The sequence below is a fragment of the Terrabacter sp. 2YAF2 genome, from assembly GCF_052114705.1.
Classification (GTDB): Bacteria; Actinomycetota; Actinomycetes; order Actinomycetales; family Dermatophilaceae; genus Terrabacter.
Genome location: NZ_JBFRFG010000009.1, coordinates 113926 through 138866 on the forward strand (window position 1 = coordinate 113926; position 24941 = coordinate 138866).

Consider the following 24941-nt stretch of genomic DNA (forward strand, 5'->3'; position numbering starts at 1 on the left):
TGGGACGTTCCTCTCAGTCGATGCCGAGGGCGGAGATGACCCGGTCGAAGGACGACGTCAGCCCGTGCTCGACGGCCAGTCGGGACATCAGGGTGGGGTCTGCCACGGCCGACGGCGCGGAGAGATCGACGTCCGGCACGGCAGCGTCCTTGGCGACGGCGACGACCCGGGGGGCTGCGTCGAGGTAGTCGGCAGCGGCCTCCAGGCGGGCGCGCTGGGCGCCCTTGAGGGCAGGGTCTCCCTCGTCGATGGCGGCACGGATCGCCTCGAGGGTGCCGTAGGTCGTGATGAGCTTGGCGGCCGTCTTCTCACCGATTCCGGCCACGCCCGGCAGCCCGTCACTGGTGTCGCCACGCAGCGCCGCCATGTCCGCGTAGGCGGCTCCGGTGCCGACGCCGTACTTCTCGGCCAGGAAGGCCTGGTCGACGAGGTCCGGTGAGCGGACCCCGCCGCGTGCGGTGTAGATGACCCGCACCTGGTTGGTGTCGTCGACGAGCTGGAAGAGGTCACGGTCGCCCGTGACGATGTCGACCGGCATACGGCCGCTGAACTGTGTCGCGAGCGTCCCGATGACGTCGTCGGCCTCGTAGCCGTCCACGCCGATACGGGCGATGCCGAGTGCGGTGAGCGCGTCGATGATGATCGGCACCTGGACGCCGAGGGCTTCGGGCACCTGCTCCCCGGCGAGGTCGTCCGGCCCGGGCTCGGCCACCCGGTGCGCCTTGTACGACGGGATCGCCTCGACCCGGAAGGCGGGGCGCCAGTCGTTGTCCCAGCAGGCCACGAGGTGGGTGGGTCGCCCGCGGTCGACGAGCGAGGCGATCATGTCGAGCAGACCGCGCACGGCGTTGGTCGGGACCCCGCTGGGGCCGATGACCTCGGGCACCCCGAAGAAGGCGCGGAAGTACAGCGAGGCGGAGTCGAGCAGGAGCATCCGGGGAGCGGGGGACGGCATACGCGAGAGGGTACCGGTGCCGTAGCGTCGCTTCATGGGTCGAACGCGCGCCCGTGCCCTCCTGGCCGTCATGGCCAGTGTGGGCATGTTGCTCGCGGCGTGCTCTCCGTCCGACACCTCACCCGCGGCCAGCCAGTCCAGCCGCGCACCCGCGACCTCCACCGCGACCGCCTCGGCCGCTCCGACGCCGACCCATGTCGGCGACTGGCGGATTGTCGCCCTGGGCGACTCGGTGCCCTACGGCACCGCCTGTGGATGCACGCCCTACCCGACGCTGACCGGCGCCGAGCTGAAGGACGTCTCAGGTCGACCAACGGTCACCACGAACGATGCGAGCCCCGGCTACACGACGTCGGACGTGCTCGGGCAGCTGCAGTCGGACCAGGCGGTCAAGTCGCACGTCGGCGCGGCCGACGTCCTGCTGGTCGAGGTCGGCGCGAACGACGTCCAGTACAGCTCGACCTGCGGCTACGAGCCACACTGCTACGACGCCGGGGTCACCGCGATGAGCGGGCGGCTGCAGCAGATCGTCACCAGCATCCAGCAGCTGACCGCCGGCCGGCGCGTGCTCGTCGTCATGCTCGACTACTGGAGCGTGTGGCTCGGGGGGCAGTACGCGGCTGCCGAGGGGACCGCCTACGTCGACACGGCAGCCCACGTCACGCAGCAGGTCAATGCGGCGGTCGAGACTCGCGCAGCAGCATCGGGAGCCCAGTACGTCGACCTCCGGGCGGCGTTCAAGGGCCCGACCTACTCCTACGACGAGACGCACTTCCTCGCCTCGGACGGTGACCATCCGAACGCCGCCGGCCACCAGCAGATCGCGGATGCCACGGTCGCCGTGATTCGGGCGTTCCTCCACCCCTAGGACGTCCCGCGTGCTGGCGTCCGGCCGGCGACGGGAGACCGCCGAGTGCGACGGACCGCGATGGAACGGCGCGCCCCGCCCGGGACCACTGGTCTACCCTTCGGCCATGGAAGATCTCGACCGTCGTCTCGTCGGCCTGCTGCTCGCGGATGGTCGGATGAGCTACACCGACCTCGGCAAGGCGACCGGTCTGTCGACCTCTGCAGTCCACCAGCGCGTCCGTCGGCTCGAGGAGCGCGGCGTCGTCACCGGCTATGCGGCGCAGGTCTCCCCGGATGCACTCGGACTGCCGTTGACGGCCCTCATCTCCGTGACACCGTTCGACCCGAGCGCCCCCGACGACGTGCCCGATCGCCTGCGCCACATCACCGAGATCGAGGACTGCCACTCGGTGGCGGGGGAGGAGAGCTACATCCTCAAGGTGCGCGTCGGCACGCCCGGCGACCTCGAGGACCTGCTCGCCCGGATCCGCACCGCCGCCAACGTGTCGACCCGCACGACGGTCGTGCTCTCGACGCCGTGGGAGGGGCGCAGCGCCTCCGCCACGACCCGAGAGGTCAGCTGACCCGGCGGCCGATGCTGGCCCGGAGGGCCCGGGTGACGGTCGCGAGGTCGGCCGGCGACAGGCCGATGTCGAAGCCGCGCCGTCCGCCCGAGACGTAGACGACCTCGAGGGCGTATGCCGTGTCGTCGAGCACCGTGGGCAGTGCCCGCTTCTGCCCCACCGGGGAGATCCCGCCCACGACGTAGCCGGTGCTGCGCTCGGCCGCGGCCGGGTCGGCCATCGTCACCGCCTTGGTGCCCAGCGCCGACGCGACAGCCTTGAGGTCGAGCTGTCCGTCGACCGGGACGACGCCGACGGCGAGCCCCTTGCCCGTGTCGACGAGGAGGGTCTTGAAGACGTGTGCCGGCGGGACGCCGAGGGCCTCAGCGGCCTCGAGGCCGTAGCTCTGCGCGGACGGGTCGTGCTCGTAGGGGTGGCGGGTGTAGGTGACCCCGGCGCGGTCGAGCGCGACGGTCGCGGGCGTCGACGGTCCGTCAGCGGGGCGATGCTTCGCCATCAGGCCTCGGCGACGGACGCGAGCCCGTCCCAGATCGTCGTCACGACGTGGTCGGTCGCCTCGTCGGCGCTCGTGCCGGGGTGGGTGCTGCGCCAGACGGCCAGCCGCTCGCAGCCGCCGATGAGGATCTCGGCCATGACGGTGACCCGGTGCGGCTCGAGGGACTCGAACGCCGGCAGGGTGCGCAGGCCCTCGGCGAAGGCCTTGGCGGTCTGCTGGCGGATGCGCTCGACCGAGGCGGACGCCTCACCGATGAGCGCGCCCTCGGTGCGCAGCAGCGAGAACGCCTGCTCGTGATCGTCGATGAAGGAGAAGAACGCCAGGACGACCCCGCCGACCCGGTCGCGGGCCGGGGCCGTGGGGTTGGCGACCCAGGAGTCGATGAGGGCGGTGAGCAGTTGGCCCCGAGCGCGCTCGATCGTCGCCGCGAGCAGCCCCTCCTTCGAGCCGAAGTAGTCGTAGATGAGGGGCTTGGTGACGCCCACGAGCTCGGCGACCTCGTCCATCGTCGTCGCCTGGATGCCGCGCGTCGCGAAGACCTGCTCGGCCACCGCGAGCATCTGCGCCTCCCGCTCGGCACGAGGCACGCGGGTGCGAGTGCTGGGGGAGCGAGGAGTCACCGCGGCAGTCTACGGGGACCCGTCCACGACTCTGCCGGCGTCCGCGGCCTCGTCGGCATCGTCTGCGTCGTCCGGGAGCAGGCAGAACTCGTTGCCGTCCGGGTCGGCCATCAGCACCCCGTCAGGGACATCGGAGCCGGACGGCAGCCGGGTGGCTCCGAGCGAGACGAGACGGTCGAGCTCGGCGTGCCGGCCGCCCCGGACCGAGGGTGCCAGGTGGAAGTGCATCCGGTTCCGCCGGGTCTTCGGCCGGACCGGAGGACCGCCCCAGGCGATCTTCGTGCCACCGGCAGGCGACTGGATCGCGGTCTCCTCGTCCTGGTCCCAGACCAGCGGCCAACCGAGGGCTGCGCTCCAGAAGTACCCGACCTCCCGCGTCCCGTCGCAGGCCAGCTCACCGAGGAAGCCGCACCCGGCGAGGTAGGAGTTGCCCGGCTCGATGACGCAGAGCTCGTTGCCTTCGGTGTCGGCGAGCACGATGTGCCCCTCTTCGGGAGTCTGGCCCACGTCGAGGTGATGACCGCCCAGCTCGAGCGCGCGAGCCACGATCGCCTGCTGGTCCCCGGGCGAGGTGCTGGTCAGGTGCAGGTGGATCTGGTTGGGGCCGGTCTTCCCCTCGTGCGTGAGCAGGAACCGGATGGGGAACTCGGGCTGCTGGCGTGGCAGGACCGTCACGCCGTCAGCGGCCGTCTCGCGCCCCAGCAGGCGGCCCCAGAAGCGCGCGAGCGCCGGCGGATCGTGGGCGTCGAAGCAGAGCTCGTGGAGCTGACTTGTCATCGTGCGCTCATCTCCGGTCGGCGGACGCTGGGGTCCTCGACACGCTAGGACGGTGATCGGCTGCGGGACAAGCCAATTGCCTGACGGCCGCGATCGATCACGTAAGTACCCTTGTGGTTACATACCAAGTTCGGTACAGTCGTGACATGGACATGGTGCTGCAGGCGTTGGCCGATCCGAGCCGACGCACGGTGCTGGAGATCCTGCGGGACCATCCGGCGACTGCCGGCGAGCTGGCCGACGCACTCCCCATCGCCCGACCGGGCGTGTCCCGCCATCTGCGGGTGCTCCGGGAGGCCGGGCTGGTCGACGTGCGGGCGGAGGCCCAGCGCAGGATCTACACGCTGCGCCCGGAGGCCCTCGTCGAGGTCGACGAGTGGCTCGAGAGCTATCGCGCCCTCTGGCGCAACCGGCTCGATGCCCTGCACACGGAGATCACACGAGGAAAGAAGGCGCAGAAGTGAAGATCATCGGCACCATGCGAGCGGTCGACGACACCCGAGGCGCCGTGCGCGTCGAGGATGTCTACGACACCGACATCGACGACCTGTGGGGCGCGTGCACGACGCCGGAGCGGCTGGCGCGCTGGATCGCCCAGGTGTCCGGAGACCTGGGCGTGGGTGCCACGGTCCGGGCCGTCTTCACCAGCACGTGGTCCGGGGCGGTGCGCATCGAGGCGTGCGACGCCCCGCACCACCTGCTCGTCACGAACGAGCCGGGGACCGACGACGAGACGCAGCTCGAGGCGTGGCTCACCACCGAGGGCGCGCGCACGCGACTCGTCGTCGAGGAGCGCGGACTGCCGGTCGGTCAGCTCCACTTCTACGGAGCCGGCTGGCAGGTCCACCTCGAGGACCTCGGGCGCTCGCTGGTCAGCGGGGGCCCGGCGCACGCCGAGGGATGGTCGGAGGAGGCGGCAGCGCCCGCCTGGCGGCGGCGGTGGACCGAGCTCACCCCGGTCTACGAGGACACCGCGGTCAGCTGAGGCCCGGAGTCGTCAGGGGACGAGCTGCGACTCGGCGGCCGCCCGGCTGGTGGCGGCGCGCTGGCTCGCCTCTGCCAGGACCGACTCGTGGTCCACCGACGCGTGCCACCACTGCTGCCCCGACGCGGGCAGCGTGAAGATCGGGTCGTAGTAGATGTACTCGCGCGACAAGGCCTCGGTGTCGTCGCCCTCGATGGACGTGCGGTAGTTCTTGCGCCAGTAGGAGATCCCGCGCTCGGTGTCGTACTCCTCCACCTGGTGCACCCAGCGCTTGCCGACGAACGGCACGTCGCAGACGATGCGCGGTGTGGAGAAGCCGGGCAGGTAGCCCATGATCGAGTGCTGGAGGTGCTGGGCCTCGGCGAGCGAGAGCCGCCAGTGCTCCGCGAACGGGATCATGTCGCACATGTAGAAGTAGTACGGCGTGATCGAGGCCCCGTCGGCGAGCGCGAAGCAGAGGTCGAGCAGCGCCTCGGTGGAGTCGTTGACGCCGCGCATCAGGACGCCCTGGTTGCGCACGTCGCGGACGCCGGCGTCGAGCATCGCCTTGGCGGCCCGGGCGACGGAGGGCGTGACGGACTGGGCGCTGTTGACGTGCGTGTGGATCGCGAGCGAGACACCGCGCGAGCGGGCCTTGGCCGACACGCGCCCGACGCCCTCGACGACGTCGTCGGCGAACCAGTGCTGCGGCAGTCCCATGAGGGCCTTCGTCGCGAGCCGGATGTCGCGGATGTTCTCGATGTCCAGGAGCTCGTCGAGGAACGCCTCGAGGTTCTTCCACGGCATGTTGGCGACGTCACCGCCGGAGACGACGACGTCGCGCACGACCGGGGTGGAGCGCAGGTAGTCGAGCATCGCGGCGTACCGGGCGACCGGCTTGAGGTCGAACTTCAGCTTGGCGACCTGCGGCGTGGAGTTGCCGACGAGGTCCATGCGCGTGCAGTGGCCGCAGTACTGCGGGCACGTCGACAGGAGCTCTGCCAGCACCTTGGTGGGGTAGCGGTGCGTCAAGCCCTCGGCCACCCACATGTCGTGCTCGTGGAGGGAGTCGCGGGAGGCGTGGGGGTGCGACGGCCAGTCGGTGCGTCGGTCGGAGAAGACCGGGAGCATGTAGTGGCGGACCGGGTCGGCGTAGAAGGCCTCGGTGAAGTCGTGGCCGGCCGCGGGCATCGCCGAGTCGGTCGAGGGCACCATCGTGTTGAGCATCTGCGGCGGGACGAGCATCGACATCGTCGCGCGCTCGGCCTGGTCCTTGGCGAGATCGTCGTAGAAGCGGTCGTCGAGCAGGTTGCCCATGAGGGTCCGCAGCTGTGTGATGTTCTTGACGCAGTTGACCCGCTGCCACTGGGCGCTGTCCCAGTCGGCCTGGGTGACGTGGGCCCAGCCCGGCAGCCGGGTCCAGTCAGGCTCCACGAGCTGGCGACGGGCGTAGACGTAGGGCTGCGACACCAGTGTCATGTCCTGACGATACCCGAAGGTTCGCCCCCGAGTCTCCTATGATGCAGAAGGATTTGTCGTTCGTATCCTCTGCGACAGAAGGATCTGCGCCGTGACCGCACCGCCCCCACCCGACGACCACCGGGTCTCATCGCCGGTCGGCCTGCACCGCGTGCTCGAGCCCACGGGGGAGGCGATCACCCTTCCGCAGGCGGCCCAGCGCCTCGACGCGCGGCCGGAGCTCTGGCCCGACGAGGTGCGCATCGCCGTCGAGACGCTCAACCTCGACGCCGCGTCGTACCGCCAGCTCGCCGAGAAGCACACGCGCGACGGCGCGGTGGACGGCAGCGCCGTCCGTCACGAGGTGCTCGACATCGTCGCGACCCGCGGCAAGATGCAGAACCCCGTCACGGGCTCGGGGGGCATGCTCATCGGCACCGTCGAGGAGGTCGGCCCCGAGAGCCCCCTCGGGCTGCGGGTGGGGGACCGCGTCGCCACGCTCGTCTCGCTCTCGCTGACGCCCCTCGCGATCACCGACGGCCTCGAGCGCTGGGACGGCCGGTCGGAGCAGGTCCCCGCCGCCGGGCACGCCATCCTGTTCGGCCGCAGCATCGCCGCGACGCTGCCCACCGACCTCGACCCGCACCTCGCGCTCATGGTCATGGACGTGTGCGGTGCACCCGCGCTCGTCGAGCGGGTCGTGGGGGAGTATGCCGCCCGCGGCGTCGCGCCGACCGTGGCCGTCCTCGGCGGGGCGGGCAAGTCGGGCTCGCTCTCGCTGGCCGCCGCCCGATCCGCCGGCGCGGGTCGCACCATCGGCGTCGTCCCGGTCGAGCGCGAGCGCACGGTGCTCGAGGCCAGCGGCCTCGCCGACGCGGTCGTGCTGGCCGATGCCCGGTCGCCGCTGGGTCTCGCGGCGGCCGTCGAGTCCGCCGGCGGCCCGGCCGACGTCACGGTCGTGTGCGTCGACGTGCCCGGCTGCGAGCAGCCCGCCATCCTCGCCACCGCCCAGGGCGGCACCATCATCTTCTTCAGCATGGCGACGAACTTCGCCGCCGCGGCGCTCGGCGCCGAGGGCCTCGCCGCCGACGTGCGGATGATCGTCGGCAACGGCTACGTGCCCGGGCACGCCGAGACGGCGCTGCGACTCGTGCGGGAGGTCCCCGCGGTCAGGGTGCTGTTCGAGGGGCGGCTGGCCGCCGAGACGGCAGGATCTGAGGCATGAGCCGCACCCACCCCCTGCTCGACCTCGACCCGGCCGTCGTGCGCCGAGCCCGATCGCTCGCCCGGAAGGCTGCCGCGCCCGTCGTCGAGATCGCCAAGAGCCACACGACCGTCTCGGTCGAGCGGGCGACGCTGCGTCTCGCTGGTCTGTCGGGAGCCGACCACGAGCGCGTGCCGTGGGTCAACCACCTCGTCACCGCCGTCCGTGACGAGGTGGGCCTCGAGCACGGCGTCACGACCCCGGTCTTCGACGCCCTCCTCCGTGGCGAGGCGCCCGACCTCGTGACCCTCGCCCAGAAGGCCGCCAGCGGCAACGTGTCGTTCCGACTGCCTGCCGGTCGCGAGGCGTCGGCGGCGCGTCGGGCGGCGACGAAGGGCGTCGGGGCAGGGTTGCGCACGATCGACCGTTCCCGGGCGACGCGTGACCGCCTCGTCAAGCGCCACGGCGACCCGAGGACGAAGCCGTGGATCTACCTCATCGTCGCGACCGGCGACATCTACGAGGACATCCCGCAGGCGCAGGCCGCGGCCCGCGAGGGCGCCGACGTCATCGCCGTCATCCGCTCGACGGGGCAGTCGCTGCTCGACTACGTCCCCGAGGGGGCCACGCGCGAGGGCTTCGCCGGCACCTATGCCACCCAGGAGAACTTCCGGCTGATGCGTGCAGCGCTCGACGACGTGAGCAGGGAGCTCGGTCGCTACGTGCGCCTGACCAACTACGCCTCCGGCCTCTGCATGCCCGAGATCGCGGCGCTCGCCGGCATGGAACGTCTCGACATGATGCTCAACGACTCGATGTACGGCATCCTCTTCCGCGACATCAACCCGATCCGCACCTTCGTCGACCAGCGCTTCTCGCGCCAGGTCCACGCCCGCGCCGGGATCATCATCAACACCGGCGAGGACAACTACCTCACCACGGCCGACGCCGTCGAGGCCGCCCACACCGTCACGGTGAGCCAGCTGCTCAACGAGCGCTTCGCCAAGGAGGCCGGGCTCGAGGACTGGCAGCTCGGCCTCGGTCACGCCTTCGAGATCAACCCCGAGATCCACGACAGCTTCCGGATGGAGCTCGCGCACGCGCTGCTCGCGCGCCAGCTCTTCCCGGACGCGCCGCTCAAGTGGATGCCGCCGACGAAGCACATGACGGGCGACGTCTTCCGCGGCTACCTGCTCGACGGCTTCTTCAACCTCGTCGGCGCCATGACCGGTCAGGGCATCCTGCTCGTCGGCATGATGACCGAGGCGGTCGTCACCCCGTTCCTCTCCGACCGTGACCTGGCGCTGCAGAACGTCCGCTACGTCATGAACGCGGCGAGCGGGCTCACCGAGGACTTCCACCCGCCGCGAGACGGCTACATCCAGACCCGTGCCCGCCAGGTGCTCTCCGAGGCCGTCGACCTGCTCGACCGCATCGTGCACGACGGCGACGCCGCAGGCGACGCGCCCCTGCTCGCAGCCATCGCCGACGGCACCTTCGGGCTCATGAAGAGGCCGGCCACCGGGGGCAAGGGGCTCGACGGCGTCTGCGAGCGCGCGCCGGGCTACGACAACCCGGCCATCACCGCCCTCGACGCCGGGACGCCGCCCACGGCCACCCGGCATACGTCCACGGAGAGGGCCACCTCATGAGCGCCGCCGTCATCCGACCCTACGGAGACACGACGGGCGACGGGATGGTGCAGATGTCGTTCACCCTCCCCCTGCCGCACGACAAGCTGGCCGAGGGCGCGGCACTGCAGCTCGCGCGCAAGATGGGCCTGGACCCCGCCCTCCTCGTGCATGCCAAGGCCATGGGCCCGGACTTCACCTTCTTCGTCGTCTACGGCAGCGTCACCCACCTCGTGAACCTCGACGACGTCCACGTCATCGAGCGCGAGTACCCCCTGCTGTCGGCCAAGGACGTCAACCTCGCGATCAAGAAGCAGCTGCGCCGCAAGCTCGTCGTCGTCGGCGCCTGCATCGGCACCGACGCCCACACGGTCGGGATCGACGCGATCCTCAACATCAAGGGCTTCGCGGGGGAGAAGGGCCTGGAGTACTACCGCGAGATCAAGGTCGTGAACCTCGGCGCGCAGGTGCTCGTGCCCGACCTCGTCGCCAGGGCCCACGCCGAGCGGGCGGACGCCGTCCTCGTCAGCCAGGTCGTCACGCAGAAGGACGCCCACATCCACAACACGACGCAGATGTCCGCAGCCTTCCGCGAGGCCTATCCCGCGGGGCAGGTGCCCATCCTCATCGCCGGTGGACCCCGCTTCGAGGACGGCTCCGAGAAGGTGCTCGGCGTCGACCGCATCTTCGGCCGCGGGACGACCCCCGGCGAGGTCGCGAGCTACCTCGTCCACGAGATGACCCAGCGAAAGGCGAAGAAGTCATGAGCGAGCGGCCCACCACGGCGAGCGTCGGGCAGCGGGTCACGCACCGCCGCTACGTGCCCTACAGCCACGCGCACTACGCCGGCAATCTCGTCGACGGCGCGTACTCCCTGGCCGCCTTCGGTGACGTCGCCACGGAGATGTGCATCGTCACGGACGGCGACGAGGGGCTCTTCGCCTCCTACAGCGACGTGCAGTTCAAGGCCCCGGTGCGTGCCGGGGACGTCATCGAGATCTCGGCCGAGATCATCCGCGTCGGCACGCGCTCGCGGGAGATGGACTTCGAGGTGCGCGTCGTCGCCCGCGGCACCCCGGCGCGCGGCGCGTCCGCGGCCGAGACGCTCGACCCGCCGGTCGTCGCCACGACCGCCCGCGGAGTCGTCGTCGTGCCCTGACCGGGCTCGCAGGGCCAACCCGGCCAAGCGCGCTTGTGGGGGGACCCGGGGGGGCGAAGCCCCCCGGGGGTGACGCACGGATTACGGTGAACCCCGTGCGGCGCCTCCTCCTGTCCCTGATCGCCGGCGGGCTGCTGTGTCTCGCGTTCCCGACGTTCGACGTGTGGGTCGCAGCCCCGGTCGCGCTCGCCCTGGGGGCCTGGGCCTGGGCCGGCGCGGGTGCTCGCCGCGGCTTCCTGCTCGGACTGGCGGGCGGTCTCGTCTTCTTCGTCCCGACGCTGAGCTGGTCGGGGATCTACGTCGGCTCACTGCCCTGGATCGCCCTCGCGACCCTGCAGGCCCTCTTCCTCGGCGCGGCCGGCGCGCTCTACGGCTGGCTGAGCCGCCGGGGGAGTGTCCGACCGCTCGCGTTCGCGCTCGTCTGGGTCGTGGCCGAGGGCCTGCGCGCCCGCGTGCCCTATGGCGGCTTCCCGTGGCTCAAGCTGGCCTTCGGCCAGGCGGACTCACCGTTCGGGCGCCTCGTCGCGCTCGGCGGAGCGCCCTTCGTCGGGTTCGTCATCGCGCTGTGCGGTGCCCTGCTCGCCCTGGCGGCCCAGCACGCGCTGACGGCGGTCGGTGCGCACCGGCGAAGCAGCACCGCCGCCGGGACCTCCGTGCGTATGCCGTGGGGTCGACCGGCGTCCCTCGTGGCCGCAGCACTCGTGCTGGGCGTCGCGGGGCTCGCGGTGCCGCTGCCCACCGACGGGCCGAGCGCCCAGTTCCTCGGGGTCCAGGGCAACGTGGCCCGGCCGGGGCTGGACTTCAACGCGGAGCGCCGGCAGGTCCTCGACAACCACATCGCGGCGACCCTCACGGCCCAGCAGGATGTCGACGCCGGTCGGGCGCCGGTCCCCGACCTCGTCGTCTGGCCCGAGAACGCCTCCGACATCGACCCCCTGCGCAACGCCGACGCCAAGGCCCTCATCCTCGAGACCGTCGACGCGTTGCGGCGCCCTCTCATCGTCGGTGGCCTCCTCGAGGAGCCCGCCGGCTTCGTGTCCAACGTGTCCCTGCTCTTCGAGCCCGGCAAGGGCAACACCGACCGCTACGTCAAGCGGCACCCGGTGCCCTTCGCCGAGTACATCCCCAACCGGCCGTTCTGGCGGATCTTCAGCAAGGAGGTCGACCTCGTCCGGCAGGACTTCGTCGCGGGCCCGACGCCCGGCGTCTTCCGCGTGACCACGTCGTCCGGGCAGCAGATCCGGGCCGGGCTGGCCATCTGCTTCGAGGTCGCCTACGACGACATCATGCGTGACGCCGTGCAGGCGGGCGCCAACGTCCTGGTGGTCCAGACGAACAACGCGACCTTCGGCTACACCGCCGAGTCGCCCCAGCAGCTGGCCATCAGCCGTCTGCGCGCCATGGAGTTCGGCCGCTCGGTCGTCCACGTGTCGACCGTCGGTCAGAGCGCCCTCATCACGCCCGACGGAACCGCGCACCAGGTGACGTCGTTGTTCACACAGGCGGTGGTCCGAGGGGCACTACCCTTGCGGGACGCCACGACGCTGGCGACCCGGGTGGGCGAGGCCCCGGAATGGGTCGCCGCCGCTGCACTGCTGACGATGCTCGCCCTGGGCCTCCGCGGCGGTGCCAGGGTTCGCGTAGGTCGCGTACGTCGCGGCGGTGGCGCGGACGAGCCAGACACGACGAAGGACGAGGATGACGATGACGCAGCGTGAGCCGGTGACCCGGGTGGCCGTGCTCATCCCGACGTACAACGAGCGGGACAACCTGCCCGGCATCGTCGCGCGGGTGCGCGCCAACGTGCCTTCCGCCGACGTCTTAGTGCTCGACGACGGCTCGCCCGACGGCACCGGCGAGATCGCCGACGCCATCGCCGCCACGGACCCCCAGGTGCGCGTGGTCCACCGTGCCGCGAAGGAGGGCCTCGGCAAGGCCTATCTCGCCGGCTTCGCGATCGCTCTCGACGAGGGCTACCACGCAGCCGTCGAGATGGACGCAGACGGCTCGCACCTCCCCGAGCAGCTGCCGTCGCTGCTCGCCGCCCTGGGCGGCGCGGACCTCGTCATCGGCGCGCGGTGGGTGCGCGGCGGCGAGGTGCGCAACTGGCCGGCCCACCGAAAGGTGCTCTCGGTCGGCGCGAACGTCTACACCAAGGTGCTGCTCGGCATGCACGTCAACGACGCGACGGCCGGCTACCGCGCCTATCGCACGAGCGCCTTGCGCACGATGGGACTGGCCGGCGTGCAGTCGCAGGGCTACTGCTTCCAGATCGACCTGACGCTCCGGGCCATCCGAGCCGGCCTCACGGTCGTCGAGGTCCCGATCACGTTCGTCGAGCGTCAGGTCGGCGTCTCGAAGATGGGCCACGACATCGTCCGTGAGGCCCTGACGAGCGTGACCCGCTGGGGCGTGGAGCACCGGATGGGCCAGCTGCGCGCGGTGGCCGGCCGGGTCCGGGGCCGCGAGCCCGTCGGGGACCGGCCGTGACCAGCGCCCCAAGGGCTCGGCGGATGCGTCTGACGAAGCTCGCCGTCCTCGGGCTGCTGCTCCTGCCGATCATCGAGATCGTCGTCATCGTCGCGGTCGGCGAGGCCATCGGGGGGTGGCCCACCTTCCTGCTCATCGTCGCGACGTCGCTGCTCGGGGCGTGGCTCATCCGCCGTGAGGGCGCCAAGGCCTGGCGCGCCCTCGACCAGGCGGTGCGCAGCGGGCGGATGCCGACGCGAGAGATCGCCGACGGCATCGTCGTGCTCGTCGGGGGAGGCCTGCTGCTCGTGCCCGGCTTCGTGACGGACGTCGTCGGCCTCGTCCTCGTGCTGCCCTTCGTGCGGCCGGTGGCGCGCAACCTGCTCGCGGCGGTCATCTCGCGTCGCCTCGTCACCCAGACGATGAGCTACACGAACCTCACGGTGACCGAGGCGCCCGAGACGCCCGAGTGGGAGCAGCACGAGGCACCCGAGGGCCCCCAGCGCTCGACGTCGAGCGACGAGGTCGTCGAGGGCGAGATCATCGACGAGGACTGATCCCGGCCACGACGGCGGGGACGCGAGCTGCGTGCCCCGCGGGACGGCATACCGAATCGGGGGAGCGGGGGACAGCAAAGAGCCCGCCTCCACGAACGGGGCGGGCTCCCTGCAGGGGTCTGTGGTGGAGGGTCAGGCGGTCTTGCGCCGCCGCGGCTTCTCCCCGCGCGACTCGCGCAGCAGCGTCAGGCGCTCCTCGAGGAGCTCCTCGAGCTCGGGGATGGAACGACGCTCGAGGAGCATGTCCCAGTGCGTGCGCTGGTGCTTGACCGGCTTGGCCTCGGGCTCGGGGCCGTCGCCCTGGAGCTTCGCGTCGAGGCCGCAGCGGCACTCCCACGTCGGCGGCACGTCGGCCTCGATGGAGAAGGGGAGCTCGGTGCGGTGGCCCTCCGGGCAGACGTACGCGGTGAGCTGGCGCTCACTCGGTACGACGTTCTCGTCGGATTCCATGCTCCTCGCACCGAGGTTGGAACCGCGTAGTGCTCGATCGGCCATGTGGACCCCTCCAAGACTCGTGTCTGTGTGGACACCGCTCTGGTGTCATACCCTCACAGACGCTTGAACGAGCACGACGGCTCAGTTGTTCCCGCGCGTCGAGGATTGTAAACGCGTCTCAGACGACGGCGGGGACCGGGTTGCCGGCCTGCTCGATGCCCTCGCGCATCCGGACCCGGGCGAGCAGGACGCCGCCGATGGCGAAGAAGACGATGAGCGCGATGATGGCCCAGCGGTAGCTGAGCGTGAACTGGTAGACGAGCCCGAAGATGAGCGTGCCGAACCAGCTCGTGCCGCGCTCCATCGCCTGGTAGAGGCTGAAGTACTCCGCCTCGCGGCCGCGGGGGATCAGCTGGCTGTAGAGCGAGCGGGACAGCGCCTGGGTGCCGCCGAGGACGAGGCCGATGAGCAGGGCCAGCGCGAGGAAGATGACGAGCGACTTCGACGGCACGAGGAAGGCGAAGACGACGACGACCGTCCAGAGGCCGATGCCGTAGAGCACGGTGCGCCAGGCCCCGATGGACGCCGCCACCCGACCGAAGAGCCGCGCGCCGACGAAGGCGACGAACTGCACGAAGAGGAAGACCCCGAGCACCGTCGTCTCCGAGAAGCCGAGCTCCTTGGAGCCGTAGACGCTCGAGCTGCCGATGACGGTCTGGATGCCGTCGTTGAAGAAGAGGTACGCGAGGAGGAACAGCTTGGTCTGCGGGTAGTTCGCGAGGTCGCGGAACGTGCTCCGCAGCTGAGCGATGCTGCCACCGACGACCCCGGCCGACCGCTCGACGGGTGTCTCGACCGTGCCGGTCAGGTGCCGCAGGCCGAGGTAGGGGATGATCGTGAAACCGGCCCACCAGAGGCCCGCGGACAGGATGCTGATGCGTGTCGACAGGGCCCGGTCGAGCCCGAGGTCCTCGTGGAAGAAGTCCAAGGCGAAGTTGAGCGCGAGCAGGGTGCCGCCGCCGAGGTAGCCGAAGGCCCAGCCCTTCGAGGAGACGCGGTCGCGCTCGTTCTCGTTGGCGATGCGGCACAGGATCGAGTCGTAGATGACGAGCGAGGCGCCGAGGCAGATGCCGGCGATGACGACGAGCGCGGCTCCCAGCTGCCAGTCGGTACCCGCGACGAAGAACATCAGGCTCGCGGCCAGGGCCCCGGCCCACGCGAACCCGCCCAGCAGACGGGTCGGATGCGGGCTGCGGTCGGCGATCGCGCCGATGAAGATCAGGACGATCGCGGAGAGGATCGTCGTGAAGGTCACGGTGAAGAACCACAGCGACCCCGGCGCGACGGGGATGCCGAGCACGGAGAGGTTCGTCGTGCAGTCCTGGCCGTCGGGCAGGCCGGGACAGGCGGCCTCCTCGGCGACGGTCGTGAGGTAGGGGCTCATGAGCACCGTGGCGGTGGTCGTGATGTAGGCGGAGTTGGCCCAGTCGTACCAGTACCAGGCCCGCTGCTCCCGGGTCTCCGGTCGTGCGGCGTTGACGACGACGTGCGACATGCGAGGACTGTCCCACACGGCCGGGCGCCCCGACAGGGGGAGCCGCGTCAACACGCCGCGGGCGTCAGCAGCTCGTGAGTCAGCGGCTCGTGAGTCAGCAGCTCGTGAGGATGACGAGCTGCTGCGTGGCGCGCGTCATCGCGACGTAGCGGTCGACCGCCCCCTCGATGCCGTCACCGAACCGCTCCGGGTCGACGAGGACGACGAGGTCGAACTCGAGCCCCTTGGACAGCGCGGGGGTCAACGAGCGGACCCGTTCCCGCTCCTCGAAAGCCGGGGCACCGATGACGCAGGCGGTCCCGTCCGCATGGGCGGCCAGCCACGACTCCAGGATCGCCTCGAGGTCGGCCGCTGCGCCGTGCCGGACCGGCACGCCGCTCTCGCGGATGGAGCTCGGGACGTTCGCATCCGGCAGGGCGGCCCGGATGACCGGCTCGGCTTCCGTCATGACCTCTGCGGGGGTGCGGTAGTTGATGCTGAGCGAGGCCAGCTCGACCCGGCCGAGGCCGACGCCGGCGAGGCGCTCGTGCCACGACTCGGTGAAGCCGTGACGGGCCTGCGCCCGGTCGCCGACGATGGTGAGGCTCCGCGACGGACAGCGGTTCAGCAGCATCCGCCACTCGGCGTCGGTCAGCTCCTGCGCCTCGTCCACGACCACGTGGGCGAAGGGTCCGGCCAACGGGTCGGGGTTGGTGTCGCGCTCTGCGTCGTCGAGGGCGCCTCGCAGGTCCTCACCGCGCAGCATCGACATGACGTGCATGTCGGAGTCGTCCGACGCGATGAGGTGCTCCGCGACCGTGGCCCGCTCCTCGCGCTCGGCGGCTCGGGCCGCGTCGCGCCGGCGCCGGAGCCGGCCCGTCTCCCGGTCTCCGAGCCGCAGCCGGGCCGCGTCCAGCAGGGGGAGGTCCGAGACCGTCCACGCGTCCGGTCGCTCACGCTGGAGCCGACGGACCTGCTCGATGCTGAGGGAGGGTGCGCACCGACGCAGGTAGGCCGGGACCGTCCACAGGTCGCCGACGAGGTCCTCCGCGTCGAGCAGCGGCCAGGACCGCCCGAACGCAGCCCGGAGCTCGCCGTTCTGCTCGATCGAGCGCCGGACCATCGCGGGTGTCGCTTCGGCCTCCACGTCCTGGCCGTCGTCGTCGAGGCGAACCTCCAGGTCGTGACGGTCGAGGAGGATGGCGAGGAGGGCCTCCCAGACGTCGTCGCGGGCCTCGTTGTGGGGGACCTGCTGGCCCGCCGCGAAGGCTTCAGCCCAGTCGGCGGGGGAGAGCCAGACGTCGGCCCAGGGTGTCGTGACCTCCATCCCCTGGCTCGGGGGCTCCTCGTAGAGCCCGACCGCGGGCTCGATGGCGTCGACGAGCTCGATCCCGGACTTGAGCCGGGCCACCTCCGGGTCGGTCTCGGCCGGCGCCGTGGCGCCCTCGGGGACGAGGTCGCGCAGGGTGCACGTCTGGACGCCTTCCTCGCCGAGGCTCGGCAGGACGTCGGAGACGTAGGAGAGGTAGGGCTCGTGCGGCCCGACGAACAGCACGCCGCCCCGGCGGTGCCCGAGGCGCGGGTCGGAGTAGAGCAGGTATGCCGTGCGGTGCAGCGCGACGACCGTCTTGCCCGTGCCGGGACCGCCGTCGACGACGAGGGCGCCGTGGGAGCCGGCACGGATGATGGCGTCCTGGTCGGCCTGGATGGTGGCCAGCACGTCGCGCATCCGAGGTGATCGGCTGGCACCGAGCGAGGCGATGAAGGCGTCGTCGTCGTCGAGGGCCGCCCGGCCCTCGAGGCCGTCGGTCGTGAAGACCTCGTCCCAGTAGTCGCTAACGCGGCCGCGCGTCCAGCGGTAGCGTCGTCGGCTCCGAAGGCCCATCGGGTTGGCGTGGGTCGCGCCGAAGAACGGCTCGGCGGCGGGGGAGCGCCAGTCGACCAGCACCCGCCGACCGGTGCGGTCGGTCAGGCCGAGTCGTCCGATGTACGTGGGATGGGAATCGTTCTCATGAACGACGTGGCCGAGGCACAGGTCGAGCCCGTAACGGCTCAGGGTGCGCAGCCGGGTCGTGAGCCGGTGGACCTCCTGGTCACGGTCCAGGGCGGCTTGTCCTCGACCAGCGGGCGCCCGCCGCGCGGCGGCCAGGCGGTCGGACAGCTCGGCGGTCGTCTGGGCCAGGGTCTCGGCGATCGCCGCGAAGTGCGCGTCGTCGTGGCCGATGAGGGCCGGGTCGGCCTTGGGAGCCAAGCGGTCAGGAAGGTCGAAGGCGCTGGTCGTCTGGGCGTTCACGTGGTGAGCTCCGTCCCGGGTTCAGGTGTCGGCCAGCGATTCTGCGGCATGCACGGGGTCTTGCCGCAAGACCCGGGGTGCGCTATACGTTGGAAATGGAAGGAGGCCACTGGCGTCCTTCCTTTTCCTCGTGCTCGAGCCGGTGTGGACTCGGCCTCTCGTCGCGGTGCCGACACTGGTATCGAGACGTGTGCAGGTGAGACGAGTAGCGCCAGCAGGGGAGTGGGGAACGCCCTCATCGCGCCTGGGCCGCCAACCGGGCCGTGAGCCGAGTCCCAAGGCACTCACCGGGCTCGCGGACCGTCCGGCGCCTCGCCCGACGTGCTCGAGCCGGTGAGTGACCTTCGCCCCTTGTTGCCGCTTGAGACGCGTGCTGCAGTAGGAGCAGGAGGTGATCGGTCGTGCGTCGCACCCCGGCAGTGGCGGCTGTATCGGCTATCGGCGCCTACGGCGCGCTCCAGATCCTAGGCAGGCGGGCAGGATCCACGCCTCACGAGCGGCGGGTTCGGCTGCCCGGTGACGAACTGGTCGCACAACCGCAAATGGTGACCAACCACGCCATCACCATCGGGGCACGCCCGGACGTCGTCTGGGCCTGGCTGTCTCAGATGGGCTGGCATCTGGGCGGGTACTACACCCCGCACTGGGTTGACGCGCTGCTCTTCCCCGAGAACTGGGAGAGCTTGGACCGTCTGGACCCAAACCTGACTAGGAGCCTGAGGCCCGGCGACATCATCCCGGACGGACCGCCCGGAACGGCGCACTACGTCGTGGCCGAAGTGGAGGCACCGTTGCTGCTCGTCCTGAAGTCGAGCACGCACCTACCGCCCGGCTGGGACGAGAAGTACGGCGCCACGATGACGTGGACCTGGTGCTTCCACCTCAGGGAGCTCGAAGAGGCCTCGACCAGGGTTCACCTGCGCGTGCGCGGTCACACCGACCCTTGGTGGTTCACAGCCCTGTACGGCGCAACGATCATCCCAGCCGACTACATCATGGCCACCGGCATGCTCCGAGGCCTCAGGACGCGAGCGGAACTCGACGCATCTCCGGCACCGTCCGGTCGGGACCCGCTGAAACAGGAGCTTTATGCCTAGCTCTCGATCGCGACCACTCGTCGGCTGCTGAGCGGACGCACGGGTGGCGGCAGGTGCGGACGTCGCGCCCTAGGGGTCGCGCGGTTGCAGTCAGGTGACTGATGACCGGCACAGAGGTTGGATCAAACGCCGATAATCGACATTATGTCACTTTGCCCCAAGCGGGGCTCCTCTCCGCACCGTCTACCGGTGGTTCTAGAGGCAGTGCCCGAGCCGTAGCCTTGGCGGCGATGCAGTGTGACTACTTCGACTCCGGACGGTGCGCGTCGTGCGCCCTCATGGGCGTCCCGTATGCCGTCCAGCTCGCCGACAAGCACCGCCGGTGCGAGCTCGAGCTGGCCGACGCCGCACCGGACGTCGTCTGGCTCGATCCCTTCGCCAGCGCCGAGTCCGCCTTCCGCAACAAGGCCAAGCTCGTCGTCGGCGGACGCACCGGCGCCGTGACGCTCGGCATCCTCGACGCCGAGGCGAACGGTGTCGACCTGCGGGCGTGCGGCCTGCACGAGCAGCCGCTGCAGCAGCTCATCCCGCGCGTCGCGGCTCTCGTCGACGAGATGGGCCTCGAGCCGTACGACGTGAGCGCACGGCGGGGCGAGCTCAAGCACGTCATCCTCACCCTCTCCCCCGCCGGCACGGTCATGCTCCGCTTCGTCCTGCGCTCGCGCCGGCATCTCGCGCTGCTCCAGTCGCGACTGCCGATGCTGCTCGCCCGGGTGCCGGACGTGGCCGTCGTCTCCGTCAACCTCCAACCCGAGCACAAGGCCGTCCTCGAGGGCGACACCGAGATCGTCCTGACGTCGCAGGACGTGCTGGCGATGCCGGTCAACGGGCTGACCCTCAACCTGCGCCCCAACAGCTTCTTCCAGACCAACACCGCTGTCGCGGCCGGCCTCTACCGCCAGGCGCAGGAGTGGATGCGAGAGGTCTCACCCGACGCCGTGCTCGACCTCTATTGCGGCGTCGGCGGCTTCGCCCTGCACGCCGCGCAGGCGGCCGTCGGCCGGGTGGTCGGCGTCGAGGTCTCGCCCGATGCCGTGCTGAGCGCCGAGCGGACGGCGCGGGAGCTCCGCACGGGGCACCCGGACGTCGGGGACGTCGAGTTCCAGGTGGGCGACGCCACCGACCCGGGCGCGCTCGACCCCGACCTGGTGCGGTCCGGACGGGCGACGGTCGTCGTCAACCCGCCCCGCCGCGGCATCGGGCCCGACCTGGCGCGCTGGCTCGAGCAGTCCGACGCCGCCCACGTCATCTACTCGAGCTGCAACGTGAGCAGCCTCGCGCGCGACCTCGCTGTCCTGCCGTCCTACGTGACGCGCCGGGCCCGCCTCTTCGACATGTTCCCCCAGACGTCGCACCACGAGGTCATCGTGCTCCTCGAACGCCGATGAGCACCGACTCCCCCGTGGCCGACCGCGCCCGGCTCGACCGGGTCCAGCGGCGCTTCGGTGAGTTCGCCGCCGAGTATGCCGCCCTCCCGCTCTATGCGGCCCTGTGTCGTGAGCTGGCCCGAGACGACGAGGCGGCCGCGCTGCTGCTCGTCGCCCGTCCCGGTCAGGCGCGTCCCGTGCTGTGGCTCGCAGCAGTCCACGACCTCGTGTTGAAGAATCCCGGTTCGCCTGCTGCACAGTGGTTTCCGAGTGTCGTGGGCCCTGGGATGACGCCGGACGGCGACCCCTGGCCCGACGTCCGGCAGTTCGCCCTGGCGCACCGCGACGAGCTCGTCGAACGCATCGCCACCCATGGCACGCAGACGAACGAGGTCAACCGCGCGGTCTACGTCGCGCTCGGCCTCGCCCTTGCCGCTGCCGACGTGCCAGACCTCCCCGTCGCCCTGCTCGAGCTCGGCGCGAGTGCGGGACTGCTGCTCGGCGTGGAGCGCTACGCCGTCGAGCTCACGGCGCCGGAAGCCCGGGAGGGCGAGGGCCCCGTCCGGCTCGGCGACCCCGGCTCGTCCGTGCGCTGCTCCGGGGTGGACCGCCGCTGTGCGGCCCACCGCCTCGTGGACCACGGCGTCGGCCTCCCCCACGTCGTGGCCCGGGTGGGCCTGGACCTGGAGCCCGTCGACGTCGCCGATGACGACGCCGTGCGCTGGCTCGAGGCCTGCCTGTGGCCGGACGTTCCCGGTCGGGTGGAGCGCTTCCGGGCGGCCCGGTCGCTGCTGCGTGACGACGCGCAGACGCTGGTCGCCGGCGACATGGTCGACGACCTGCCCGCCGCCCTCGCCCTCGCCGCCGCGGGCCCCGGCCCGGACGGCCACCTCGTCGTGCTCACGTCGTGGGCGCTGACCTACCTCGAGCCCGCCCGGCGCGCCGACGTGCTCCACCACCTCCGGGCCGCGGCAGCCGACGTGCGCGCGCTCAGCTGGCTCAGTGCCGAGCCGCCGGGCTGCGTGCCGGGTCTCGTCACCCCGGCCGAGGGCCTCGAGGGCAACACCGTGCTCGGACTGCACCGGTGGCGTGACGGACGCGCGCTCGAGCCCATGGTGCTCGGGTCGTGCCACCCGCACGGCGCGTGGGTCGACGTGTCCCTTGAGGTCGTGGAATCGACTGTCCTGCAGCGTTATTCGCACTAAGCGAGGCCGACGGACGCCCGCTCCCACGCGATTGGCGCGAGCGGGGTCACCGGCGCCGACGGCCCAGCCCTGCGGCATACGCGTCGAGGGCCCGGAGCACGTCAGGCGCCCGGTAGACGCGGTTTCGCCGGTGACCCGTCGACTCGAGCAGGATGCCGTCGTCGACGAGCCGGCGCAGCGCGGCCTGGGCGGTGGGGGCCGACACGTCGAGCTCACGCACGACGACGCGGGCCGTCACGACGGGTTGACGCACGAGCAGGTCGAGCATCGTGCGTGCGGCGGACCCGGCCCGGGCCCTCACCTGCTCGTCCCAGCCGGTGCGCACGGCCCGCAGCTCGCCGACGAGGTCCTGGCCGATGACGGTGCCGTGCCGCGCGGCGGTCGCCACGCAGCGCAGGATCGGCTCCGCGTCACCGGCCCGGTAGGAGCCGAGGGCGGCGAAGTAGTCGTCGCGCACGGCGAGCAGGCCCGCGGAGATGGGCACGGTGACCCGGTGGATGGCGCCGGTGTGGAGCAGCACGGAGTGCAGCAGGGCCCGGCCGGTGCGCCCGTTGCCGTCGGTGAACGGGTGGATCGTCTCGAACTGCGCGTGGGCGAGGGCCGCCTGCGCGAGCGGCGGGAGGTCGTCGCGGTCGAGGAAGGCGACAAGGTCGGCCATCAGGGCCGGCACGTCGTCGGCGACCGGGGGCACGAAGTCGGCGCCTGCGGGGTGCAGCGGGGAGCCGCCGACCCAGACCTGCTCCTCGCGCCAGCGCCCGGGGCGGTGCTGGCTCTGCTGGGCCATGAGGGCCCGGTGCATCGCGAGCACGGCCTGCTCGTCGAGGCGCCCGGCCAGCTCGAGGGCGGCCTGCATGGTGCGCACGTTGGCGAGAATGACGGAGGCGTTGGCCCGGTGGCCCTCGCCGATCTCCGCCTCGGCGAGCGCGCGTGCCGACGAGGTGAGGTTCTCGATCTGCGAGCTCGCCGCGCTCTCGGAGCGGAGCAGCACGGAGGCGAAGGGGGCGATCTCCCCCGCTCCCCCGGCGTCGAAGGCCGCGAGCAGGCGCGTCGCCTCGTCGAGGTCGGCGGCGAGGTCGCCCGAGAGCGTGAGCGCGACATCGGCGACGGGACGCACGACGGCGGCCTCGTACGTGCGGGGCTGGGCCCGCCGAGCCCGTCGGGACACCTCGAGGAGCCCCTCGACGGGGCGCCACTCGAGGGTGCGCGTCCCGAGGGCCGGCCATGCGGTAGCCATGCGTCGCCCACCTCCTTGGTAAAGGTTATCGCACAACCTTCATCAAGGAGCGCGGTGGTCAGGTGTGCGGCACCTCCACCGGCGCCTCGACGACCCACCAGGCGGCATACGGGCTCAGCGAGGCGAGGCCGTCCGCTCCGCCGAAGACCGGATGGCCGCCGAGTGCGTCGAAGGGGTGCACGATGCCGGCATCGCTGAGGTGGCGCATCTCGACGGTCTGCCAGGAGGACGTGACGTTGTAGACGCAGACCATCGCTCCGCTCGGGTGCGAGCGCACGACGACGAGAACGCCGTCGCTCGTCTCGAGCACGACACGTGTCTGCGCCGACGCGTGCAGCTGGGGCAGCCCGGCGCGCACCGTCGCGAGGTGCCGCAGGCCCGCGAAGACCTTGCCGGCCGTCGTGCTCGGGTCGTCGCGGTGCGCTGCCAGGATCCAGTCGATCCGTTCGCGGTGCGCCCAGCGGTTGTCGTCCTCGTGACCCGACTCCCGTGCCCAGTTCGGGTCGTTCGGCAGGCCGAGCTCGTCCCCGCTCCAGACGACCGGGATGCCGCCCCAACCGGCCACCACGGCGTGCGCGAGGAAGAGCCGTGCGAGACCGGCCCCCACACCGTCCTCGTCACCCCTCTGCTCGGCGTCCGAGAGGCCGGTCAGCGCCGCCGCCGTGCCGCTGATCCGCTTGTCTCCGGTGGCGAGATTGTGCTGGAAGACCAGCCCGTGTGCCCACGAGCCCGGCTGGTCGCCGGCATACCAGTTCGACAGGAAACGTCGGTGGGCGTGGCCGTCGAGCCCCGCGGCAGCGGCGTCGCCATCATCGATGGCCCAGCCGATGTCGTCGTGGCACCGGACGTAGCAGATCCACGTGCCGCTCGGCGGAGTCGGCGGCAGCGCCGAGAGGGCTCGTTTGGTCAGGCCGGTGCTGCCCGTCGCGAGCATCGACCACACCTGCACCATGAGGCTGTTGTGGTACGCGAGGTCGCTGACCCGGCCGGCGTGCGGACCCTGGCCGAGGTACTGCACGAGATCGCGCGGGCCGACGATGGCCTCGGCCTTGAAGGCGAGCGCCGGGCAGGCGATCCGCGCCACGGTGCGCAGCGCCTGGGTCACGGCGTGCACCTCGGGCTGGTTCTGGCAGTTCGTGCCGAGTCGCTTCCACGTGAACGCGATGGCGTCGAGGCGCAGCACCTCCACGCCGAGGTTGGCGAGGTAGAGCACGATCTCGGCGTACTCGACCAGCACGTCCGGGTTGCTCCAGTTGACGTCCCACTGCCACTCGTTGAAGGTCGTCCAGACCCAGCCCTGCAGCTCGTCGTCCCAGGTGAAGTTGCCGGGGGCGAAGTCGGGGAAGACCTCCGGCAGGGTGCGCTCGTAGGCGTCCGGCATGACGCGGTCGGGATAGACGTGGAAGTAGTCGCGGTAGCGCTCCTCCCCCGCCCGCGCCCTGCGAGCCCACTCGTGCTCGCGGGCCACGTGGTTGAGCACCAGGTCGAGCACGAGCGAGATCCTTTGTCCGCGAAGGTCGCTCGCGAGACGCGTCAGGTCGTCGACGGTGCCGAGGTCGGCCCGGACCGTGCGGTAGTCCTGGACCGCGTAGCCGCCGTCGTTGTCGCCCTCGCGCGGCTGGAGCAGGGGCATGAGGTGCAGGTAGCTGACGCCGAGGTCGCGCAGGTAGTCGACGCGGGCTCTCAGCCCGTCGAGGTCTCCGGCGAACCGGTCGGTGTAGCAGGCGTAGCCGAACATGTCGGGCTGCTGCAGCCAGTCCGGGCGCAGGAGTCGGCGCTGGTCGAGGCGGCGCAGCTCGGGCGAACGGGCGACGAAGGCGGTGACGGCCGACTCGACGAGGCGCAGGGCCAGCGCCGACACGTCGTGCTCGGGGTAGAGCGCCCGGAGGGCTGCGACGAGGTCGTCGAACCACCGCTCCAGACGCAGCTCCATGGTCTCGCGGTCCGCGGGGTCGAGGTCCGCCAGCAGCGAGGACATCGACTCCGTGCTCGGGCGGGCGTCATCGGCGCCTGGGGTCATGGCCCGATTGAACAGCACCGGCGGCCTCGGCGA

Annotated in this window: 24 protein-coding genes; 14 read left to right on the forward strand and 10 right to left on the reverse strand. The window is 71.4% G+C overall.

What is annotated here, in order from left to right:
• Positions 1 to 13: 13 nt before the first annotated feature.
• On the reverse strand, positions 14 to 991 hold the full coding sequence (locus AB4030_RS12555) for a 5'-3' exonuclease (RefSeq protein ID WP_442279555.1): 978 nt from the start codon (positions 989 to 991) through the stop codon (positions 14 to 16).
• On the opposite strand from AB4030_RS12555, the gene AB4030_RS12560 reads away from it, so the two are divergent.
• Both AB4030_RS12560 and AB4030_RS12565 read left to right on the forward strand, forming a co-directional pair.
• Entirely contained in the window at positions 990 to 1823 is an 834-nt protein-coding gene (locus tag AB4030_RS12560; RefSeq protein ID WP_442279556.1) for an SGNH/GDSL hydrolase family protein, read from the forward strand. The genes AB4030_RS12555 and AB4030_RS12560 overlap by 2 nt on opposite strands.
• 106 nt (positions 1824 to 1929) lie before the next feature.
• The gene (locus AB4030_RS12565) at positions 1930 to 2388 is read left to right on the forward strand and encodes an Lrp/AsnC family transcriptional regulator (RefSeq protein WP_442279557.1); all 459 of its coding nucleotides are present in this window, start codon (positions 1930 to 1932) and stop codon (positions 2386 to 2388) included.
• Here the strand turns inward: AB4030_RS12565 and ybaK are convergent.
• Genes ybaK through AB4030_RS12580 form a run of 3 tightly spaced genes read right to left on the reverse strand, consistent with a single transcriptional unit; the run spans position 2381 to position 4281 of the window.
• Positions 2381 to 2884: a Cys-tRNA(Pro) deacylase gene (gene ybaK / locus AB4030_RS12570; RefSeq protein ID WP_442279558.1), complete on the reverse strand. Its 504-nt coding sequence runs from the start codon at positions 2882 to 2884 to the stop codon at positions 2381 to 2383. The genes AB4030_RS12565 and ybaK overlap by 8 nt on opposite strands.
• Complete coding sequence (locus AB4030_RS12575; RefSeq protein ID WP_442279559.1) at positions 2884 to 3504, reverse strand: TetR/AcrR family transcriptional regulator; 621 nt, start codon at positions 3502 to 3504, stop codon at positions 2884 to 2886. The genes ybaK and AB4030_RS12575 overlap by 1 nt, the downstream gene beginning before the upstream one ends.
• A gap of 9 nt (positions 3505 to 3513) precedes the next feature.
• Positions 3514 to 4281: a VOC family protein gene (locus AB4030_RS12580; RefSeq protein WP_442279560.1), complete on the reverse strand. Its 768-nt coding sequence runs from the start codon at positions 4279 to 4281 to the stop codon at positions 3514 to 3516.
• Positions 4282 to 4427: 146 nt separating this feature from the next.
• Here AB4030_RS12580 and AB4030_RS12585 point away from each other — a divergent pair, with 146 nt between their 5' ends.
• Together AB4030_RS12585 and AB4030_RS12590 are read left to right on the forward strand one after the other, a co-directional pair.
• Positions 4428 to 4745, forward strand: coding sequence for an ArsR/SmtB family transcription factor (locus AB4030_RS12585; RefSeq protein WP_442279561.1), 318 nt, complete (start codon positions 4428 to 4430; stop codon positions 4743 to 4745).
• Positions 4742 to 5266 (forward strand): SRPBCC domain-containing protein, encoded by a 525-nt coding sequence (locus AB4030_RS12590; protein WP_442279562.1) that lies wholly within the window; start codon positions 4742 to 4744, stop codon positions 5264 to 5266. The genes AB4030_RS12585 and AB4030_RS12590 overlap by 4 nt, the downstream gene beginning before the upstream one ends.
• A 12-nt stretch (positions 5267 to 5278) precedes the next feature.
• Here the strand turns inward: AB4030_RS12590 and AB4030_RS12595 are convergent, their stop codons facing one another.
• The gene (locus AB4030_RS12595) at positions 5279 to 6724 is read right to left on the reverse strand and encodes a KamA family radical SAM protein (protein WP_442279563.1); all 1446 of its coding nucleotides are present in this window, start codon (positions 6722 to 6724) and stop codon (positions 5279 to 5281) included.
• A gap of 91 nt (positions 6725 to 6815) precedes the next feature.
• Between AB4030_RS12595 and AB4030_RS12600 the strand changes: the two genes are divergently transcribed.
• From AB4030_RS12600 to AB4030_RS12630, 7 genes are all read left to right on the forward strand, one after another.
• Positions 6816 to 7928: an L-erythro-3,5-diaminohexanoate dehydrogenase gene (locus AB4030_RS12600; RefSeq protein ID WP_442279564.1), complete on the forward strand. Its 1113-nt coding sequence runs from the start codon at positions 6816 to 6818 to the stop codon at positions 7926 to 7928.
• Positions 7925 to 9559 (forward strand): lysine 5,6-aminomutase subunit alpha, encoded by a 1635-nt coding sequence (locus AB4030_RS12605; RefSeq protein ID WP_442279565.1) that lies wholly within the window; start codon positions 7925 to 7927, stop codon positions 9557 to 9559. Before AB4030_RS12600 ends, AB4030_RS12605 begins: the two co-directional genes overlap by 4 nt.
• Positions 9556 to 10305 carry an OAM dimerization domain-containing protein gene (locus AB4030_RS12610; protein WP_442279566.1) on the forward strand — a complete coding sequence of 250 codons (750 nt, stop codon included), beginning with the start codon at positions 9556 to 9558 and terminating at the stop codon, positions 10303 to 10305. The genes AB4030_RS12605 and AB4030_RS12610 overlap by 4 nt, the downstream gene beginning before the upstream one ends.
• On the forward strand, positions 10302 to 10697 hold the full coding sequence (locus AB4030_RS12615) for a hotdog domain-containing protein (RefSeq protein ID WP_442279567.1): 396 nt from the start codon (positions 10302 to 10304) through the stop codon (positions 10695 to 10697). Before AB4030_RS12610 ends, AB4030_RS12615 begins: the two co-directional genes overlap by 4 nt.
• Before the next feature lie 95 nt (positions 10698 to 10792).
• Positions 10793 to 12415, forward strand: coding sequence for an apolipoprotein N-acyltransferase (gene lnt, locus AB4030_RS12620; RefSeq protein WP_442279568.1), 1623 nt, complete (start codon positions 10793 to 10795; stop codon positions 12413 to 12415).
• Complete coding sequence (locus tag AB4030_RS12625; protein WP_442279569.1) at positions 12396 to 13187, forward strand: polyprenol monophosphomannose synthase; 792 nt, start codon at positions 12396 to 12398, stop codon at positions 13185 to 13187. The genes lnt and AB4030_RS12625 overlap by 20 nt, the downstream gene beginning before the upstream one ends.
• Positions 13184 to 13723 (forward strand): FxsA family protein, encoded by a 540-nt coding sequence (locus AB4030_RS12630; RefSeq protein WP_442279570.1) that lies wholly within the window; start codon positions 13184 to 13186, stop codon positions 13721 to 13723. Before AB4030_RS12625 ends, AB4030_RS12630 begins: the two co-directional genes overlap by 4 nt.
• A gap of 132 nt (positions 13724 to 13855) precedes the next feature.
• On the opposite strand, the gene AB4030_RS12635 is transcribed toward AB4030_RS12630, so the two are convergent.
• The 3 genes from AB4030_RS12635 to helR all read right to left on the reverse strand — a co-directional run bounded on the left by AB4030_RS12635 (position 13856) and on the right by helR (position 17985).
• A complete protein-coding gene (locus AB4030_RS12635; protein ID WP_442279571.1) occupies positions 13856 to 14218 on the reverse strand; it encodes an RNA polymerase-binding protein RbpA in 363 nt (120 codons plus the stop codon).
• Positions 14219 to 14336: 118 nt separating this feature from the next.
• A complete protein-coding gene (locus AB4030_RS12640) occupies positions 14337 to 15713 on the reverse strand; it encodes an MFS transporter (protein ID WP_442279572.1) in 1377 nt (458 codons plus the stop codon).
• 94 nt (positions 15714 to 15807) lie between these two features.
• Positions 15808 to 17985, reverse strand: coding sequence for an RNA polymerase recycling motor ATPase HelR (helR, locus tag AB4030_RS12645; RefSeq protein WP_442279573.1), 2178 nt, complete (start codon positions 17983 to 17985; stop codon positions 15808 to 15810).
• A gap of 401 nt (positions 17986 to 18386) precedes the next feature.
• On the opposite strand from helR, the gene AB4030_RS12650 reads away from it, so the two are divergent.
• The 3 genes from AB4030_RS12650 to AB4030_RS12660 all read left to right on the forward strand — a co-directional run bounded on the left by AB4030_RS12650 (position 18387) and on the right by AB4030_RS12660 (position 21654).
• Positions 18387 to 19082: a hypothetical protein gene (locus tag AB4030_RS12650; protein WP_442279574.1), complete on the forward strand. Its 696-nt coding sequence runs from the start codon at positions 18387 to 18389 to the stop codon at positions 19080 to 19082.
• Positions 19083 to 19312: 230 nt separating this feature from the next.
• Positions 19313 to 20470 carry a methyltransferase domain-containing protein gene (locus tag AB4030_RS12655; RefSeq protein WP_442279575.1) on the forward strand — a complete coding sequence of 386 codons (1158 nt, stop codon included), beginning with the start codon at positions 19313 to 19315 and terminating at the stop codon, positions 20468 to 20470.
• Positions 20467 to 21654: a DUF2332 domain-containing protein gene (locus AB4030_RS12660; RefSeq protein ID WP_442279576.1), complete on the forward strand. Its 1188-nt coding sequence runs from the start codon at positions 20467 to 20469 to the stop codon at positions 21652 to 21654. The genes AB4030_RS12655 and AB4030_RS12660 overlap by 4 nt, the downstream gene beginning before the upstream one ends.
• A 46-nt stretch (positions 21655 to 21700) precedes the next feature.
• Here the strand turns inward: AB4030_RS12660 and AB4030_RS12665 are convergent, their stop codons facing one another.
• On the reverse strand, positions 21701 to 22888 hold the full coding sequence (locus AB4030_RS12665) for a Fic family protein (RefSeq protein ID WP_442279577.1): 1188 nt from the start codon (positions 22886 to 22888) through the stop codon (positions 21701 to 21703).
• Positions 22889 to 22946: 58 nt separating this feature from the next.
• The gene (locus AB4030_RS12670; RefSeq protein ID WP_442279578.1) at positions 22947 to 24908 is read right to left on the reverse strand and encodes an alpha-amylase family protein; all 1962 of its coding nucleotides are present in this window, start codon (positions 24906 to 24908) and stop codon (positions 22947 to 22949) included.
• Between the last annotated feature and the right edge of the window lie 33 nt (positions 24909 to 24941).

What these genes read in the sequence shown, in the direction of transcription:
- AB4030_RS12665 (WP_442279577.1), bottom strand. Translation starts at nt 22,888, where the DNA reads ATGGCTACCGCATGGCCGGCCCTCGGGACGCGCACCCTCGAGTGGCGC.
- AB4030_RS12615 (WP_442279567.1), top strand. Translation starts at nt 10,302, where the DNA reads ATGAGCGAGCGGCCCACCACGGCGAGCGTCGGGCAGCGGGTCACGCAC.
- AB4030_RS12635 (WP_442279571.1), bottom strand. Translation starts at nt 14,218, where the DNA reads ATGGCCGATCGAGCACTACGCGGTTCCAACCTCGGTGCGAGGAGCATG.
- AB4030_RS12610 (WP_442279566.1), top strand. Translation starts at nt 9,556, where the DNA reads ATGAGCGCCGCCGTCATCCGACCCTACGGAGACACGACGGGCGACGGG.
- AB4030_RS12585 (WP_442279561.1), top strand. Translation starts at nt 4,428, where the DNA reads ATGGACATGGTGCTGCAGGCGTTGGCCGATCCGAGCCGACGCACGGTG.
- AB4030_RS12565 (WP_442279557.1), top strand. Translation starts at nt 1,930, where the DNA reads ATGGAAGATCTCGACCGTCGTCTCGTCGGCCTGCTGCTCGCGGATGGT.
- AB4030_RS12605 (WP_442279565.1), top strand. Translation starts at nt 7,925, where the DNA reads ATGAGCCGCACCCACCCCCTGCTCGACCTCGACCCGGCCGTCGTGCGC.
- AB4030_RS12595 (WP_442279563.1), bottom strand. Translation starts at nt 6,724, where the DNA reads ATGACACTGGTGTCGCAGCCCTACGTCTACGCCCGTCGCCAGCTCGTG.
- AB4030_RS12640 (WP_442279572.1), bottom strand. Translation starts at nt 15,713, where the DNA reads ATGTCGCACGTCGTCGTCAACGCCGCACGACCGGAGACCCGGGAGCAG.
- AB4030_RS12670 (WP_442279578.1), bottom strand. Translation starts at nt 24,908, where the DNA reads ATGACCCCAGGCGCCGATGACGCCCGCCCGAGCACGGAGTCGATGTCC.
- AB4030_RS12580 (WP_442279560.1), bottom strand. Translation starts at nt 4,281, where the DNA reads ATGACAAGTCAGCTCCACGAGCTCTGCTTCGACGCCCACGATCCGCCG.
- AB4030_RS12655 (WP_442279575.1), top strand. Translation starts at nt 19,313, where the DNA reads ATGCAGTGTGACTACTTCGACTCCGGACGGTGCGCGTCGTGCGCCCTC.
- AB4030_RS12660 (WP_442279576.1), top strand. Translation starts at nt 20,467, where the DNA reads ATGAGCACCGACTCCCCCGTGGCCGACCGCGCCCGGCTCGACCGGGTC.
- AB4030_RS12555 (WP_442279555.1), bottom strand. Translation starts at nt 991, where the DNA reads ATGAAGCGACGCTACGGCACCGGTACCCTCTCGCGTATGCCGTCCCCC.
- AB4030_RS12560 (WP_442279556.1), top strand. Translation starts at nt 990, where the DNA reads ATGGGTCGAACGCGCGCCCGTGCCCTCCTGGCCGTCATGGCCAGTGTG.
- AB4030_RS12625 (WP_442279569.1), top strand. Translation starts at nt 12,396, where the DNA reads ATGACGATGACGCAGCGTGAGCCGGTGACCCGGGTGGCCGTGCTCATC.
- ybaK (WP_442279558.1), bottom strand. Translation starts at nt 2,884, where the DNA reads ATGGCGAAGCATCGCCCCGCTGACGGACCGTCGACGCCCGCGACCGTC.